Annotated in this window: 14 protein-coding genes; 10 read left to right on the top strand and 4 right to left on the bottom strand. The window is 62.1% G+C overall.

Going from position 1 to position 16,186, the window contains the following annotated elements:
* The first annotated feature begins 124 nt into the window (after positions 1-124).
* From BLW22_RS13945 to BLW22_RS13925, 5 genes are all read left to right on the top strand, one after another.
* Positions 125-3,622 (top strand): response regulator, encoded by a 3,498-nt coding sequence (locus BLW22_RS13945; protein WP_074846812.1) that lies wholly within the window; start codon positions 125-127, stop codon positions 3,620-3,622.
* Positions 3,623-4,453, top strand: a complete 831-nt coding sequence (locus tag BLW22_RS13940) for a CheR family methyltransferase (RefSeq protein ID WP_174562736.1) — start codon at positions 3,623-3,625, stop codon at positions 4,451-4,453.
* Positions 4,450-5,049 carry a chemotaxis protein CheB gene (locus BLW22_RS13935; RefSeq protein ID WP_065927515.1) on the top strand — a complete coding sequence of 200 codons (600 nt, stop codon included), beginning with the start codon at positions 4,450-4,452 and terminating at the stop codon, positions 5,047-5,049. Before BLW22_RS13940 ends, BLW22_RS13935 begins: the two co-directional genes overlap by 4 nt.
* On the top strand, positions 5,043-6,236 hold the full coding sequence (locus BLW22_RS13930) for a hybrid sensor histidine kinase/response regulator (protein WP_065927516.1): 1,194 nt from the start codon (positions 5,043-5,045) through the stop codon (positions 6,234-6,236). The genes BLW22_RS13935 and BLW22_RS13930 overlap by 7 nt, the downstream gene beginning before the upstream one ends.
* 78 nt (positions 6,237-6,314) lie before the next feature.
* Positions 6,315-6,692 carry a response regulator gene (locus BLW22_RS13925; protein ID WP_057703059.1) on the top strand — a complete coding sequence of 126 codons (378 nt, stop codon included), beginning with the start codon at positions 6,315-6,317 and terminating at the stop codon, positions 6,690-6,692.
* A 62-nt stretch (positions 6,693-6,754) separates the two neighbouring features.
* Here BLW22_RS13925 and BLW22_RS13920 read toward each other — a convergent pair whose 3' ends face one another.
* The 4 genes from BLW22_RS13920 to BLW22_RS13905 all read right to left on the bottom strand — a co-directional run bounded on the left by BLW22_RS13920 (position 6,755) and on the right by BLW22_RS13905 (position 12,059).
* Positions 6,755-8,425, bottom strand: a complete 1,671-nt coding sequence (locus BLW22_RS13920; protein WP_065927517.1) for a response regulator — start codon at positions 8,423-8,425, stop codon at positions 6,755-6,757.
* A complete protein-coding gene (locus tag BLW22_RS13915; RefSeq protein ID WP_065946983.1) occupies positions 8,422-9,924 on the bottom strand; it encodes an ATPase domain-containing protein in 1,503 nt (500 codons plus the stop codon). The genes BLW22_RS13920 and BLW22_RS13915 overlap by 4 nt, the downstream gene beginning before the upstream one ends.
* Positions 9,925-10,035: 111 nt before the next feature.
* Positions 10,036-11,094, bottom strand: coding sequence for a tetratricopeptide repeat protein (locus tag BLW22_RS13910; protein WP_065927518.1), 1,059 nt, complete (start codon positions 11,092-11,094; stop codon positions 10,036-10,038).
* 71 nt (positions 11,095-11,165) lie between these two features.
* Complete coding sequence (locus BLW22_RS13905) at positions 11,166-12,059, bottom strand: bestrophin family protein (protein ID WP_074846811.1); 894 nt, start codon at positions 12,057-12,059, stop codon at positions 11,166-11,168.
* A gap of 45 nt (positions 12,060-12,104) precedes the next feature.
* Here BLW22_RS13905 and BLW22_RS34855 point away from each other — a divergent pair, with 45 nt between their 5' ends.
* From BLW22_RS34855 to BLW22_RS13885, 5 genes are read left to right on the top strand one after another with little or no spacing between them, the layout of a single operon-like run.
* Positions 12,105-12,260, top strand: coding sequence for a hypothetical protein (locus BLW22_RS34855; RefSeq protein WP_159440246.1), 156 nt, complete (start codon positions 12,105-12,107; stop codon positions 12,258-12,260).
* Positions 12,260-13,027 carry an SDR family NAD(P)-dependent oxidoreductase gene (locus tag BLW22_RS13900; RefSeq protein ID WP_065946985.1) on the top strand — a complete coding sequence of 256 codons (768 nt, stop codon included), beginning with the start codon at positions 12,260-12,262 and terminating at the stop codon, positions 13,025-13,027. The genes BLW22_RS34855 and BLW22_RS13900 overlap by 1 nt, the downstream gene beginning before the upstream one ends.
* Positions 13,028-13,039: 12 nt before the next feature.
* Positions 13,040-14,224 carry an acetyl-CoA C-acyltransferase gene (locus BLW22_RS13895; RefSeq protein WP_074846810.1) on the top strand — a complete coding sequence of 395 codons (1,185 nt, stop codon included), beginning with the start codon at positions 13,040-13,042 and terminating at the stop codon, positions 14,222-14,224.
* 12 nt (positions 14,225-14,236) lie between these two features.
* Positions 14,237-15,364: an acyl-CoA dehydrogenase gene (locus BLW22_RS13890; protein WP_065946987.1), complete on the top strand. Its 1,128-nt coding sequence runs from the start codon at positions 14,237-14,239 to the stop codon at positions 15,362-15,364.
* 11 nt (positions 15,365-15,375) lie between these two features.
* Complete coding sequence (locus tag BLW22_RS13885) at positions 15,376-16,149, top strand: enoyl-CoA hydratase (protein WP_065927523.1); 774 nt, start codon at positions 15,376-15,378, stop codon at positions 16,147-16,149.
* The last annotated feature ends 37 nt before the right edge of the window (positions 16,150-16,186 follow it).

Below are 16,186 nucleotides of genomic sequence, written 5' to 3'. Positions count from 1 at the left end.
ATAAATGTCGGGCATCGGCGGTGGCAAGTTTGGGATGTGAATATGTTTCGCGTCAGAAACGTAGCCCTCTACCGGCACTTTGGGGCAAACTCCCGGTTTTTCCCTATTTGGCCAAGGCATGCCCATGACTCCCGCGTCGTCCGTCGATGAAAAGAGCTTTCGTACACTGCTCAGCCGAAACGTGGCATTGCCCCTGGGGGTGGGCGTGCTCAGCGCGGTGTTTTTCGTCTGTCTGATCACCTATTTGCTCGCGGTGATCCAGTGGGTGGAACACACGGACCGGGTCATCAACAACCTCAACGAGTCGTCCAAGCTGACCGTCGATCTTGAAACCGGCATGCGTGGTTTCCTGATCACCGGGGACGAGCACTTCCTCGACCCGTACGAAGTGGCCAAGCCGCGCATCATTGCCGACCTGCGTAACTTGCAGGAGCTGGTGGCGGACAACCCGCAACAGGTGGACCGCCTGAAACGCCTGGAAGCCCTGCAAGCCGAATGGAACAAATACGCCCAGTCGATGATCGACCTGCAGCGCGAAAGCGGTGACTACCGCAACGCCGTCAAGTCCGGCCGGGGCAAGCGCCTGACCGACGAAATTCGCAAGGAATACGAGGACGCGGTGGCGATGGAGCAGCAGTTCCGGATCACTCGCAACGAACAAGTCACGCGCACCACGGTGATCAGCGTCACCCTCTATCTGTTGTTCGTTCTCGGCCTGAGCGGGATCCTGGCGTATATCGGTAGAAAAAATTTACTTTCCCTGTCAGATAGTTACAGCGCAAACCTCGCGTCACAACAGAAGATCGCGCAGCGCCTGGAGCGACAGGCATGGCTGCGTAACGGCCAGACCGAACTGGCCGAACAAGTGCTCGGCCAACTCACCCTGAACATGCTCGGACGCAATATCCTGCAGTTCTTTGCCCAGTACATGGGCTCGGCGGTGGCGGCGCTGTATGTCCGCGAAGAGCACGGCGGCCTCAAGCGCGTGGCCACCTATGGTTTCTCCCGCGAGCAGGAACAGCTGGAGCAGTCGATCTACAGCGATGAGGGCATCGTCGGGCAGGCCGCCCAGCTCGATCGCCTGATTCGCCTGGACGACGTGCCGGTGGACTACTTCAAGGTCAGCTCCGGCCTGGGGGAAGGCTCGACCCGCAGCGTGCTGGTGGTTCCCACCAGCGATGACGACCGTGTCAACGGTGTGATCGAACTGGGCTTTTTGCGCCCGCTGGAGGAGCGCGACGTCGAACTGCTGGAGCTGATCGCCGGCAATATCGGCACCTCCATCGAAGCCGCCCGTTATCGCCAACGCCTGCAGGAAGTGCTGGCCGAAACCCAGCAGCTCAACGAAGAACTGCAGGTCCAGCAGGAAGAACTCAAGACCGCCAACGAAGAACTCGAAGAACAGTCGCGCATTCTCAAGGAGTCTCAGGCTCACCTGGAAACCCAGCAGGCAGAGCTGGAGCAGACCAACGAGCAACTGGCCGAACAGACCCAGACCCTGGCCGAACAGCGCGACGCCATGGACCGCAAGAACGTCGAACTCAACCAGGCCCAGCTGGAGCTGGAAGATCGCGCCGATGAATTGCAGCGCTCCAGCAAGTACAAGTCCGAATTCCTCGCCAATATGTCCCACGAACTGCGCACGCCGCTGAACAGTTCGTTGATCCTGGCCAAGTTGCTGGCGGAAAACCCCCAGGAAAACCTCAGCGCCGAACAGGTCAAGTTTGCCGAGTCGATCTATTCGGCGGGCAATGACCTGCTCAACCTGATCAACGACATCCTGGATATTTCCAAGGTGGAAGCCGGCAAGTTGGAAGTGCGGCCGGAAAATTCAAGCGTCACGCGCCTGGTCGATGGCCTGCGCGGGATGTTCGAGCCGTTGGCCGCCGACCGTAAGCTGGGGTTTCAGGTACAGGTGCAGGCCGATGCACCGATCATGCTGTTCACCGACCGCCAGCGCCTGGAGCAGATCCTCAAGAACCTGCTCTCCAACGCGATCAAGTTCACCGAGCAAGGCGAGGTCAGCCTGTCGGTGTCCCGCGCGCCGGGGGAAGGCATCGCCTTTACCGTGCGCGATTCGGGCATCGGGATTGCCCCGGACCAGCAGGAAAGCATCTTCGAGGCGTTCCGCCAGGCCGATGGCACCACCAACCGCCGTTACGGCGGCACTGGCCTGGGCCTGTCGATTTCCCGCGACCTGGCCGCGTTGCTTGGCGGCTATATCAGCGTGACCAGTGAGCCCGGCAAAGGCAGCACCTTCACCCTGGTGTTGCCGGAGCAGTATGTCGAACGCGAGGAAGATGCCGCGCCAATCGAGCCGCCGCGCCAGGTGATTACCGCACCCGCACCCACGCCCATCGCAATTTCGCCGCTGCCGGTGGCCGATACCAGGCAGATCCCGCGCTTCGCCGATGACCGCGACAAGGCGCCGTTCACCACCCGCTGCATCCTGGTGGTGGAGGACGAACCGAACTTCGCCCGTATCCTGTTCGACCTGGCCCATGAGCTGGGTTACCAGTGCCTGGTGGCCCACGGTGCGGACGAGGGCTACAGCCTGGCCGAGGAGTACATTCCCGATGCGATCCTGCTGGACATGCGCCTGCCGGACCATTCCGGGCTCACCGTGCTGCAACGCCTCAAGGAGCACGCCAACACGCGCCATATCCCGGTGCACGTGATTTCCGTGGAGGACCGTGTCGAAGCCGCCATGCATATGGGCGCCATCGGCTATGCGGTAAAACCGACGACGCGCGAAGAGCTCAAGGACGTGTTTGCGCGCCTTGAGGCCAAGCTGACCCAGAAGGTCAAGCGCGTACTGCTGGTGGAGGACGATGACCTGCAGCGCGACAGCATTGCCCGCCTGATCGGCGACGATGACATCGAGATCACCGATGTCGGCTATGCCCAGGCCGCCCTGGAACTGCTGCGCACCAACGTCTATGACTGCATGATCATCGACCTCAAGCTGCCGGACATGCTGGGCAACGAGTTGCTCAAGCGCATGGCCACCGAAGATATCTGCTCGTTCCCGCCGGTGATCGTCTACACCGGGCGCAACCTGACCCGCGATGAAGAGGCCGAACTGCGCAAGTATTCGCGCTCGATCATCATCAAGGGCGCCCGCTCGCCAGAGCGCCTGCTCGATGAAGTCACACTCTTTCTGCACAAAGTCGAATCCCAGCTGTCCCATGACCGCCAGAAGATGCTCAAGACCGCTCGCAGCCGCGACAAGGTCTTCGAAGGGCGCAAGATCCTGTTGGTGGACGACGATGTGCGTAACATCTTCGCCCTGACCAGCGCCCTGGAGCACAAAGGTGCCGTGGTGGTGATCGGGCGTAACGGCCGCGAAGCCATCGAGAGACTCAATGAAGTCGACGATATCGACCTGGTGCTGATGGACGTGATGATGCCGGAGATGGACGGCTACGAGGCCGCCGCCTTGATCCGCCAGGACCCGCGCTGGAAGAAACTGCCGATCATCGCGGTGACGGCCAAGGCCATGAAAGACGACCAGGAGCGCTGCCTCGCGGCGGGTTCCAACGACTACCTGGCCAAGCCGATCGACCTGGATCGCCTGTTCTCGCTGATTCGCGTGTGGCTACCGAAGATGGAACGCATTTAAGTGGAGCAACGTTTTTTGGAGAAGAGCAGCGATATTGAGCTGCGCCTGTTGATCGAGGCGATTTACCTCAAGTACAGCTACGACTTTCGCGACTACTCCGGCGCGTCGGTCAAACGCCGCGTGGCCCATGCCTTGCGCCAGTTCGACTGCGCCACGATTTCAGCGCTGCAGGAGCGGGTGCTGCACGACCCGGCGGCGTTCATGCAGTTGCTGCAGTTCCTGACGATCCCGGTGAGCGAGATGTTTCGCGACCCGTCGCACTTCCTGGCGATCCGTCAGGAAGTGGTGCCGCTGCTCAAGACCTACCCGTCGATCAAGATCTGGATTGCCGGCTGCAGCACGGGGGAGGAGGTGTACTCCATGGCCATCCTGTTGCGTGAGGAAGGGCTGCTGGAACGCACGATCATCTATGCCACCGACATCAACCCCGCGTCCCTGGATAAAGCCAAGCAAGGCATCTTCTCCCTGGAGAATGTGCGGGCCTACACCGCCAATTATCAGCAGGCCGGGGGGCAGCGATCATTTGCCGACTACTACACGGCGGCTTACGATTACGCGATCTTCGACAAATCGTTGCGGGAGAATGTGACCTTCGCCGACCATAGCCTGGCAACCGACAGTGTATTCTCAGAAACTCAATTAATTTCATGTCGTAACGTGCTGATCTATTTCAATAAAAAATTGCAGGATCGGGCGTTTGGATTGTTTCATGAGTCGCTGTGCCATCGCGGCTTCCTGGTCCTGGGCAGTAAGGAAACCCTGGACTTTTCCGCCTACAGCAAGCAATTCGAACCCTTGGTCAAGCAGGAACGGATCTACCGCAAATCATGACCGACGTTGCCGCCAACCCGATTCGCGGGATTGAAGCCATCGTCGTCGGCGCCTCCGCCGGCGGCGTCGAGGCGTTGCTGAGTATTTTCAGCGAACTGCCCGACACCTTCGGCCTGCCGATCATAGCCGTATTGCACCTGCCGGATGAGCGCCGCAGCCAACTGGCGGAAGTCTTTGCGCGACGCCTGCCGATTCCGGTACGGGAAGGGCAGGACAAGGAAGCGATCCAGGCGGGCACGTTGTATTTCGCCGGGCCTGGTTATCACCTTTCGGTCGAGCATGACCGCAGCCTGTCCCTCAGCCAGGAAGAGCGGGTACACCATTCCCGGCCGGCGATCGACTACCTGTTTGCCTCCGCCGCCGATGCCTATGGCCAGGGCCTGCTGGCGATTTTGTTGACGGGGGCCAACCAGGACGGCGCCCACGGGCTGGCCCATGTCAAGCATTCGGGCGGCACCACGGTGGTCCAGGACCCCAGCGAAGCGCGGATTGCCGTGATGCCGCGGGCGGCCCTGGCCCTGCACACCCCTGACCATATTCTGACCCTGAGCCGCATTGCCGCATTGCTGGCTTCCCTGGAATCCTCCCCATGTTAAGTACTGTCCAGGCCAAACTGCTGATCGTCGACGATCTGCCGGAAAACCTGCTGGCCCTCGAAGCGTTGATCAAGCGCGAGGACCGTCAGGTCTTCAAGGCTTTGAGCGCCGATGAGGCCTTGTCCCTGTTGCTGGAGCACGAGTTCGCCATGGCGATTCTCGATGTGCAGATGCCCGGCATGAACGGGTTCGAACTGGCCGAGCTGATGCGCGGCACCGAGAAAACCAAAAACATTCCGATTGTGTTCGTCAGCGCCGCCGGCCGTGAACTCAATTATGCGTTCAAGGGCTATGAAAGTGGCGCTGTGGACTTCCTGCACAAGCCGCTGGATATCCACGCGGTCAAGAGCAAGGTCAATGTGTTTGTCGACCTGTACCGCCAGAGCAAGGCGATGAAGCAGCAAGTCGAAGCCCTGGAGCGCAGCCGCCGCGAGCAGGAGCTGTTGCTCACGCGCCTGCAGGCCACCCAGGCCGAGCTGGAGCAGGCGGTGCGCATGCGCGACGACTTCATGTCGATCGTCGCCCACGAGGTGCGTACGCCCCTTAACGGCCTGATTCTCGAAACCCAGCTGCGCAAGATGCACCTGGCCCGGGATAACGCCGCCGCGTTCACCCTGGACAAGATGCACGCCATGGTCGACCGCGATGAGCGCCAGATCCAGAGCCTGATCCGCCTGATCGAAGACATGCTCGACGTCTCGCGTATCCGCACCGGCAAACTGTCGATACGCCCGGGGCGCTTCGACCTGGCGCAATTGGTGAGCAACCTGGTGGAGAATTTCGCACCGCAGGTGGCTGCCGCCGAATCGTCGATGCACCTCGCGGCCGAGGGGCCGGTGGTGGGCAACTGGGATGAGTTTCGTATCGAACAGGTGGTCACCAACCTGCTGACCAACGCCCTGCGCTACGGGGCCAAGAGCCCGGTGGAGGTGCGCGTGTATACCGAGCATGGCGAAGCCAGGGTAGAAGTGCGTGACCACGGGATCGGCATCAGCGAAGAGAACCAGAAGCGTATTTTCCAGCAGTTCGAACGTGTGTCAGCCAGCCAGGTTGCCGCGGGACTGGGCCTTGGGTTGTTTATTTCCGAGCAGATCGTAGCCGCCCATGGCGGCACCATCGAGGTCGAGAGCCAGATAGGCGAGGGCGCCTTGTTCCGGGTGTGCCTGCCCCTTGAACCGTCGGCATGAAATCAATCGTCACCCCGACGCAACCTCTACGTGACCCCATGGTCGTAATTGCAGCAATTGACCGGACAAAGGCTTCCCATGAGTGAAGATGCACAAGATGTCGTACTGATCGTCGAGGACGACGAATCCATTATGTTTGTGCTGGGTGAGTACCTGGCCGGCCTGGGGTATCGGGTATTGAAGGCGATCAACGGGGAGCAGGCCTTTGAAATCCTCGCCACCAAGCCGCACTTGGACCTGATGGTCACCGACTACCGTTTGCCCGGTGGGATTTCCGGCGTGCAGATCGCTGAGCCCGCGCTCAAGTTGCGCCCGGAATTGAAAGTGATCTTTATCAGCGGCTACCCGCAGGAGATTCTCGACTGCAACAGCCCGATCACGCGCAATGCGCCGATCCTGGCCAAGCCGTTTGACCTGGATACCTTGCAGGAGCATATACAGCGGTTGTTGGCCTGAAGGGCCAGGTGGTGCATCAGGCTCTTCCTGAGCCTGAATGACACTGCTTGGCTAATGGCCATTTACGCCCGAATCATCTCCCGCACCTTCGCCGTCAACAAATCAAAGGTAAATGGCTTGGTGATCAACTGCATCCCCGGATCCAGGAACCCCCCACGCACCGCCGCATGCTCGGCATATCCGGTAATGAACAGCACCTTCAGGTCCGGACGAACCTGCCGGCCTATCTCTGCCAGTTGGCGTCCATTCATGCCGGGCAAGCCGACGTCGCTGATCATCAGGTCAATGCGCTGGCTGGATTCGATAATCGGCAGTGCGCCATCGGCATCGCCCGCTTCGACAAAGGCGTAGCCCAGCTCACTCAATACCTGGCTGACCAGCACGCGCACCGCCGGGTCGTCCTCGACGATCAGCACGGTTTCCCCGCTGTTGGCGATCGGCAACAGGGCAGGGTCCACGGTCACATCGGGGGTGATTTCGCCGACGAAACGCGGCAGGAACAGGCTCACCGTGGTGCCTTTGCCTACCTCGCTGTGGAGGGTTACATGGCCGCGCGACTGGCGCGCGAAACCGTAGATCATCGACAAGCCCAGGCCGGTGCCCTGGCCAATGGGCTTGGTGGTAAAGAAGGGGTCGAATACCCGGCCCATGAGGCTTTCCGGAATACCGCAGCCGGTGTCGCTGACGCTCAGTTCCACGTAGTCGCCGGGCTTGAGCGTGCCGTAGGCGGCGGTGAAGACGCTGTCGAGGTGACGGTTGCAGGTTTCGACAACCAGGCGGCCCCCACTCGGCATGGCATCCCGGGCGTTGAGCGCCAGGTTGAGCAGGGCACTTTCCAGTTGATTGGGGTCGGCCTCGGCGGTCCACAACTGAGTGTCCAGGCGCATGTCCAAGGCGATGCTTTCGTTGAGGCTGCGTTGCAGCAGCTCGCCCATGGACGTCACCAGTTGGTTGATCTGTACCGGCTTGGAATCCAGCGATTGGCGCCGCGAGAACGCCAGCAGGCGGTGGGTGAGGCCGGCGGCGCGGTTGGCGGAGGTCACGCCGAGGTCGATCAGGCTGTCCAGATCGTCCAGCTTGCCGCGGGACACACGCCTTCGCAGCAGCTCCAGGCTGCCGATAATACCGGTGAGCATGTTGTTGAAGTCATGGGCGATACCGCCGGTCAACTGGCCGACGGCTTCCATCTTCTGGGATTGGCGCAAGGCTTCTTCATTGCTGCGCAACTGCGCCGTGCGTTCCTCGACTTGCTGCTCCAGGGTCTCAAGGGTGCGCTGCAGGCGCAGTTCGCTCTCGCTCAGGTCGATCAACCTGTCCCGTGCTTCATATTGCCGACGCCGTCCACGCAGGGCCGCGCTCACCAGGCTGATCAAGGTCACGGGGTGGAAGGGGCGCTCCAGGAACGTCACGTTGCCCAGCAGGCCGCTGAGGTGGGATGAACCGTTCTGCTCGCTGCCGCCGTGATGGGTCATCAGCACGATGGGCAGGTCGGACCAGGCGGGCTGCTGGTGAAGGTATTCCAGCAGGGGCTCCAGGTCCGCGCCGCGCAGGGCTTCGGCTGCGATGATAAGCATCCCGGCGCCTTGCTCCACGGCCTCGCACAATGCGGGCAGGCTGCTGGCAACCATGCCGGTGTAGCCGGCTTCCTTGAGCATCATCAGCGCCAACGAACCATCACGGCCCATGGGCGCCAGGACGATTGCGCGTTCGGATACAGGTGAAATGGTGGTCACACGCCCTCATCCTTGAGCAAAGGCGAACCGGCGCCCATGTAGGTCGGGATGCCGCGCAAAACCCCTTGGAAATTGTCCAGCGGTTCGCCGACGGTCATGCCGCGGCTGCTGATACGGTATTCACGGATAGTCGACTCGTGGGCGCCGGTGCGTTTCTTGATAATCGAGATGGCGCGGCGCACCTTGCCCAACGCCTCGAAATAACGCAGCAGAATCACGGTGTCGGCCAGGTAAGTGATGTCGACAGGAGCCTGCATGTCGCCGACCAGTCCATGTTGCGCAACGGTCATGAACGTCGCCGCGCCACGGCGGTTGAGGTACAGCAGCAGTTCATGCATATGCAGGATCAGCGCGTTTTCTTCCGGCATTGCCGCCTGGTAGCCATTGATACTGTCGATGACCACCGTCTTGATCCCGCGCTCGTCCACGCAACGACGCACGCGGTGGGAAAACTCGCCGGGGGACAACTCGGCGGCGTCCACCTGTTCGATCAGCAGGTTGCCGGTGGCCTGCAGGGCGGCGAGGTCGATGCCCATATTGTTCATGCGCTCGAACAGCAGGCCCAGTTCTTCATCGAAGATAAACAGCGCGGCCTTTTCGCCACGGCCTACCGCCGCTGCGGCGAAGATCATCGAGATCAGCGATTTGCCGGTACCGGCCGGGCCGAGAATCAGGCTGCTGGAGCCGGTCTCGACGCCGCCGCCCATCAGGGCATCCAGCTCACGAATGCCGCTGCTCAAGGTCTGGCGTATGTAACCGCCACGATGCTCGGCGGCGACCAGGCGCGGGAATACGTGAATGCCATCGTGCATGATGGTGAAGTCGTGAAACCCACCCCGATATTTCTGCCCGCGATATTTCACCACCCGCACACGACGGCGTTCGGCGCCGTAGTTGGGGGTCAGTTCTTCCAGGCGAATCACCCCGTGGGCCACGCTGTGCACGGTTTTGTCGAGTGATTCGGTAGTCAGGTCGTCGAGCAGCAGCACGGTGGCGTCGTAGCGCACGAAGTAATGCTTGATCGCCAGGATCTGGCGGCGATAGCGCAGCGAGCTTTGCGCGAGCAGGCGGATTTCCGAGAGGCTGTCGATGACCACTCGGGTCGGCTTGACCCGCTCCACCACTTCGAAGATCTGCCGGGTTGCTTCGCCCAGCTCCAGGTCCGAAGAGTACAGCAGGCTCTGCTGATGCTCGGCATCCAGCAGGCTCTCCGGCGGGGTCAGTTCGAAGATATAAATATTGTCGTCCAGGTCCCAACCGTGGGACTCGGCGCCCTGGCGCAACTCACGCTCGGTTTCGGACAGTGTGATGTAGAGCGTTCGCTCACCCGCTTTCGCCCCGGCCTGCAGGAAGTGCAGGGCGACCGTGGTTTTACCGGTGCCAGGTTCACCTTCCAGCAGGAACAGGTGGCTGCGCGATAGCCCTCCGGCAAGAATGTCGTCGAGACCTTCGATGCCGATGGCTGCTTTTTCGGTTAACAACGCTTTGGATGTAGACAAGAAGTGCCCTCAGGTCACATACGAGTAGAGGATGCGCATCCAGGTGGACGCGCCATGTTCTCTTGACCGTAGCGCTTTGTGGCGGTTCAAACTGATGCGCGATTATTGTGCCTACAGGCCTTGCTGCAGTGCCGGATCGTCAGGGTTTTGCTGTTCCAGCTGGGCGAGCAGCACCTGCACATTCTGCAATTGGCCGCTTTCTTTCCAATAATTGACCAGCAGCACCCGCGCCTTGCGATTGGCCGGGTGGCGCTGGACGATTTCCTCCAACTGGCGCTGGGCCGCTTCCAATTCCTGCTGGGCATGCAGGGTGGTAGCGAGGTCGTAGCGGTAATCCTGATTGTCCGGCTCCAGCTCCACGGCCTTGGACAGGCCGAGCAACGCATAGGGGCGCTCGCCATGGTGCAGCAGCCACATACCCAGGGCATGTTGCAGGTAGGCCGACTCAGGGTGCGCCGCCAATTGCCGGGCCAGCAATTGGCGGGACTCATCGGTCTTGCCCTGTTTATCCAGCAACTCGATCTGCGCGACCACCGCTTGCAGGTTGTCCGGCTGCAAGCGCATGGCCTGTTCCAGCGCGTTTTGTGCTTCCGGCAGCAGGGCGCTGTGGATGTACAGGCGCGCCAGTTGAATCCAGCCTTCGGCCGTTTCCGGCTGGGCCTTGAGCTTTTTCACGAACTCGTCCAATACCTGCTGCAATGGCCCGAAGTACAGGCCCAAGGTGTCGGGCGACAGGCCGAGCAGGGCATTGGCGGCGGCAAAGCGTACGCTTTGTTCGGGATCATCGAGCACCGGGCCCAGCAGAAGGGTGCGCTGGCCGCTGGGCACCAGGCCGACAATGCTGTGGATGGCCGCTTCGCGCACCAACGCTGAGTCGCTGGTGAGGTCTTTATCGGCGAGCTTCAAGGCCTGGGGGCTGGGGTAGTTGGGCAATTCGGCATGCAGCGCGGCGCGGCGTTCGGGTGACAGGTCCGGCCGGCCCAGTTGCTGATACAGCACGCGCGCGGCGCCCGGCTCGCCGTTATGCGCCTGTTTCAAGGCTTTTGAGTAACCGTGGGCAATGGCAGGAGGCACGGCCACCTGGGCGGTGCGGGAGAAATACCAGGTGATCAGCACAATCAACAACAGGGCGCACAGGCCGACGATGGCGTAACGGCGTGACTTTGACATGCAGGCGTCCGAAAAGCTGAAGAAGCAAAGCCGCAAGCTTCGGCCAGACCACGGCAGGTGTCAAACCCGCGTCAGGTCAGCACGTATTCCACTGGCTCCAGGGCCGGTGGCAGGTCGGTTTCGCCGAGGGCGGCGAGCAGCTCACGCTCCAGGGTGCGCAGGATCGCATTGCAGGGCAGGTCGTTTTCGTCAAAGCCGAAAGGGTCTTCCAGGTCGTCGCCGATCTCATCGAGGCCGAAGAAGGTGTAGCTGACAATGGCGGTAAACACCGGCGTCAGCCAGCCCAGGGGGTCGGCCATGGCGAACGGCAAGAGGATGCAGAACAGGTAAATGGTGCGGTGCAGCAGCAAGGTGTAGGGGAAGGGCAGCGGCGTGCTTTTGATTCGCTCGCACGCGGCCTGTACCTGGCTGAGGCTGACCAGACGGGTTTCCAACTGGGTGTAACGCCATTCGCTGAGGGCGCCTTGCTCGGCCAGGGCGGAAAATCCCGCGCCAATCTGTTGCAGCACCCGGTCAGGCAGGTTGGGATGACTCGCTTCCACACTGGCCCAGGGCTGGATCGCCCGGGCTTCGTCTTCGTGGCGCAAGCGCGCGACCAGCCCGTGGGCGAAGCCGCCCAGGCCCCGCAGCAGGCGCCCACGCTCCGCCGGGTCAGTAAGCAACTGGGTCTCGCGAATCAGCGAGCGCACCTCGATGATCATCTGCCCCAGTTGCTTGCGGCCTTCCCACCAGCGGTCATAGCAGGCGTTATTGCGAAAACTCATGAAGATCGACAGCGACAGCCCGAGCAATGTGAAGGGCGTGGCGTTGACCTTGGAGAAATAGGCCGGGTGCAGGGTTTCCACCAGCACGATCACCGACGCCAGCAGCGTGACCAGCAGGCTGCGCAGGGCGATGCGCTTGGCAATCGAGCCCTTGAGGGAAAACAGGATGCCCAGCAGGTTCGGTTTGGGACGTACGATCATCGCGGGGAGGACTTCTTCGGTGGCGCAGGCCCTCAGGTTAGGAGCTTGCACGACGCACGTCCAATCGCTTGGGCTGACCGGACGATCAGCGCGGTCGATGATTGGCCAAACCAGTCAGCCATGTTGAAGGCTTTGACCATTGCTGCCGTGGCGTTGCAGAGCGACTATTTCGACGATCTCGACCGTTCAAGGAAACAATAATGCAGATTGAGAACAAGGTTTTTCTGGTCAGCGGCGGCGCTTCCGGCCTCGGTGCGGCCACCGCAGATATGCTGGTCGCGGCCGGCGCCAAGGTCATGCTGGTGGATTTGAATGCCGACGCCGTGGCGGCCAAGGCCAGGCAGCTCGGCGACAACGCCCGCAGCGCCGTGGCGGATATCAGCCAGGAGGCCGCAGCCGAAGCCGCCGTGCAGGCAACGGTCGCGGCGTTTGGCGGTTTGCACGGCTTGGTCAACTGCGCGGGGGTGGTGCGCGGTGAAAAGATCCTCGGCAAGACTGGCCCCCACGGGCTGGCCAGCTTTGCCCAGGTGATCAACGTCAACCTGATCGGCAGCTTTAACCTGCTGCGCCTGGCGGCAGCGGCCATCGCCGAAACGGAAGCGAACGCCGACGGCGAGCGCGGGGTGATCATCAATACCGCGTCGGTGGCTGCGTTCGACGGGCAGATCGGGCAGGCCGCGTACGCGGCGTCCAAAGGCGCGATAGCCAGCCTGACCTTGCCCGCCGCACGGGAGCTTGCGCGCTTCGGCATTCGCGTGATGACCATCGCCCCGGGCATTTTCGAAACCCCGATGATGGCCGGCATGACCCCGGAAGTACGCGACTCACTGGCCGCCGGCGTGCCGTTTCCGCCGCGCCTGGGCAAGCCTGCCGAATACGCCGCGCTGGTGCGGCACATCATTGAAAACAGCATGCTCAATGGCGAGGTGATCCGTCTCGACGGCGCCTTGCGCATGGCGGCCAAGTAAGGAGGATGAGCCATGAATGATCCCATCGTGATTGTCAGCGCCGTGCGCACGCCCATGGGCGGGTTCCAGGGCGACCTCAAGGGCCTGACTGCGCCGCAACTGGGCTCTGCCGCCATCCGTGCGGCGATCGAGCGTGCAGGCATCGCCGCCGACGCCGTGGATGAGGTGTTGTTTGGGTGCGTGCTGCCCGCCGGCCTGGGCCAGGCGCCCGCGCGTCAAGCCGCCTTGGGCGCCGGGTTGGACAAATCCACGCGTTGCACCACCCTCAACAAGATGTGCGGCTCGGGCATGGAAGCGGCGATCCTCGCCCATGATTCGCTGCTGGCCGGCAGCGTCGACGTGGTGATCGCCGGCGGCATGGAAAGCATGTCCAACGCGCCCTACCTGCTGGACCGCGCCCGCAGCGGCTATCGCATGGGGCACGGGCGGGTCATCGACCACATGTTCCTCGACGGCCTGGAAGATGCGTATGAAAAAGGCCGCCTGATGGGCACCTTTGCCGAGGAGTGCGCGCAGCTCAACGGCTTCAGCCGTGAGGCGCAGGATGCGTTTGCCATCGCGTCGCTGACCCGTGCGCAGGAGGCAATCACCCATGGCAGCTTCGCCGCCGAAATTGTCCCGGTACAGGTCACCGTCGGCAAAGAGCAGAAAACCATCCTGCATGACGAACAACCGCCCAAGGCCAGGCCGGAAAAAATTCCCGGCCTCAAACCGGCGTTCCGCGAAGGCGGCACGGTGACGGCGGCCAATTCCAGCTCGATTTCCGACGGCGCGGCCGCATTGCTGCTGATGCGCGAGTCCGAGGCACAACAGCGGGGGCTCAAACCGTTGGCGGTGATCCATGGGCACGCAGCGTTTGCCGATGAACCGGGGTTGTTTCCGATGGCGCCGGTGGGCGCGATTCGCAAGCTGATGAGCAAGACCGGCTGGAGCCTCGACGACGTCGATCTGTTTGAAATCAACGAAGCCTTTGCCGTGGTCAGCCTGGTGACCATGAGCAAGCTGGAAATCCCCCACGCCAAGGTCAATGTCCACGGCGGTGCCTGCGCCCTGGGCCACCCGATTGGCGCGTCCGGCGCGCGGATCCTGGTCACCCTGCTCTCGGCCCTGCGCCAGAAAGGCCTCAAGCGGGGCGTCGCCGCCATTTGTATCGGCGGCGGTGAAGCCACGGCCATGGCCGTCGAATGCCTGTATTAAGGACTGAGCCCAATGCTGCCCAATGACGAACAACTGCAAATCAGCGACGCCGCCCGGCAATTTGCCCAGGAGCGGCTCAAACCGTTTGCCGCCGAGTGGGACCGCGAACATCGCTTTCCCAAGGAAGCCATCGGCGAAATGGCCGAACTGGGCTTTTTCGGCATGCTGGTGCCCGAACAGTGGGGCGGTTGCGCCACGGGTTACCTGGCCTACGCCATGGCCCTGGAAGAAATCGCCGCCGGTGACGGCGCCTGCTCCACCATCATGAGCGTGCACAACTCGGTGGGCTGCGTGCCGATCCTGAGCTTCGGCAACGATCAGCAGAAAGAGCAATTCCTCAAGCCCCTGGCCAGCGGCGCCATGCTCGGTGCTTTCGCCCTGACTGAGCCGCAAGCCGGTTCGGATGCCAGTGGCCTGAAAACCCGCGCACGGCGTGAAGGCGATCATTACGTGCTCAATGGCTGCAAACAGTTCATCACTTCCGGCCAGAATGCCGGGGTGGTGATTGTGTTCGCGGTGACCGACCCGGCAGCGGGCAAGCGTGGCATCAGCGCGTTTATCGTGCCCACCGATTCGCCGGGCTACAGCGTGGCGCGGGTCGAGGACAAGCTCGGCCAGCATGCCTCCGATACCTGCCAGATCCTGTTCGAGGATGTGAAGGTGCCGGTGGCCAACCGTCTTGGGGAGGAGGGCGAGGGCTACAGGATCGCCCTGGCCAACCTTGAAGGCGGTCGCGTCGGCATCGCCTCGCAATCGGTGGGCATGGCCCGCGCCGCTTTCGAGGCTGCACGCGACTACGCCCGAGAGCGCGAAAGCTTCGGCAAACCGATCATTGAGCATCAGGCCGTGGCCTTTCGCCTGGCGGACATGGCCACGCAAATCGCCGTGGCACGGCAGATGGTGCACTACGCCGCCGCCCTGCGGGACAGCGGCAAGCCGGCGTTGGTCGAAGCTTCCATGGCCAAGCTGTTCGCCTCGGAAATGGCTGAGAAAGTCTGTTCCGCCGCCTTGCAAACCCTCGGCGGTTACGGTTACCTGAGCGACTTCCCCCTGGAGCGGATCTACCGCGATGTGCGGGTCTGCCAGATTTACGAAGGCACCAGCGATATTCAACGCATGGTCATCTCACGCAATCTCTAAGGAGCCGATACATGAGTTACGACACCATTTTGCTCGAAGTCCAGGGCCGCGTCGGGTTGATTACCCTCAATCGTCCCCAAGCCCTGAACGCCCTGAATGCGCAGTTGGTCAGCGAGTTGAACCAGGCGCTGGATGGCCTGGAGGCCAACCCGGAAATCGGCTGCATCGTGCTGGCCGGCTCGAAAAAAGCCTTCGCCGCCGGCGCCGACATCAAGGAAATGGCCGAGCTGACCTACCCGCAGATCTACCTCGACGACCTGTTCAGTGACAGCGACCGCGTCGCCAACCGTCGCAAGCCGATCATCGCCGCGGTCAACGGCTTCGCCCTCGGCGGTGGCTGCGAACTGGCGCTGATGTGCGACTTTATCCTGGCCGGTGACGGCGCCAAGTTCGGTCAGCCGGAAATCAACCTCGGCGTGCTGCCGGGCATGGGCGGCACCCAGCGCCTGACCCGCGCGGTGGGCAAGGCCAAGGCCATGGAAATGTGCCTGACCGGACGGTTTATCGATGCGGTGGAAGCCGAGCGCTGCGGGATTGTCGCGCGCATCGTGCCCGCCGATGAACTGCTCGACGAGGCGCTGAAGGTCGCCACGCTGATTGCCGGCAAATCGGTGCCGATCAGCATGATGGTCAAGGAAAGTGTGAACCGTGCGTTTGAAGTGAGCCTGTCGGAAGGCGTGCGCTTTGAGCGCCGGGTGTTCCATGCCGCGTTCGCCACGCAGGATCAGAAGGAAGGCATGGCGGCGTTTGTGGCCAAGCGTGCGCCTGAGTTCAAGGATAAGTAGCCGTTGCCAGCTGTATAGCTGCAAGCTGCAAGTAATC

This window comes from Pseudomonas marginalis (genome assembly GCF_900105325.1).
Taxonomy (GTDB): domain Bacteria; phylum Pseudomonadota; class Gammaproteobacteria; order Pseudomonadales; family Pseudomonadaceae; genus Aquipseudomonas; species Aquipseudomonas marginalis.
This window is presented reverse-complemented; position numbering and strand designations above follow the sequence as displayed.

Excerpts from the sequence above, each read along its gene's own strand:
- BLW22_RS13945 (WP_074846812.1), top strand. The coding sequence starts at position 125 with ATGACTCCCGCGTCGTCCGTCGATGAAAAGAGCTTTCGTACACTGCTC.
- BLW22_RS13935 (WP_065927515.1), top strand. The coding sequence starts at position 4,450 with ATGACCGACGTTGCCGCCAACCCGATTCGCGGGATTGAAGCCATCGTC.
- BLW22_RS13930 (WP_065927516.1), top strand. The coding sequence starts at position 5,043 with ATGTTAAGTACTGTCCAGGCCAAACTGCTGATCGTCGACGATCTGCCG.
- BLW22_RS13925 (WP_057703059.1), top strand. The coding sequence starts at position 6,315 with ATGAGTGAAGATGCACAAGATGTCGTACTGATCGTCGAGGACGACGAA.
- BLW22_RS13910 (WP_065927518.1), bottom strand. The coding sequence starts at position 11,094 with ATGTCAAAGTCACGCCGTTACGCCATCGTCGGCCTGTGCGCCCTGTTG.
- BLW22_RS13905 (WP_074846811.1), bottom strand. The coding sequence starts at position 12,059 with ATGATCGTACGTCCCAAACCGAACCTGCTGGGCATCCTGTTTTCCCTC.
- BLW22_RS13900 (WP_065946985.1), top strand. The coding sequence starts at position 12,260 with ATGCAGATTGAGAACAAGGTTTTTCTGGTCAGCGGCGGCGCTTCCGGC.
- BLW22_RS13895 (WP_074846810.1), top strand. The coding sequence starts at position 13,040 with ATGAATGATCCCATCGTGATTGTCAGCGCCGTGCGCACGCCCATGGGC.
- BLW22_RS13890 (WP_065946987.1), top strand. The coding sequence starts at position 14,237 with ATGCTGCCCAATGACGAACAACTGCAAATCAGCGACGCCGCCCGGCAA.
- BLW22_RS13885 (WP_065927523.1), top strand. The coding sequence starts at position 15,376 with ATGAGTTACGACACCATTTTGCTCGAAGTCCAGGGCCGCGTCGGGTTG.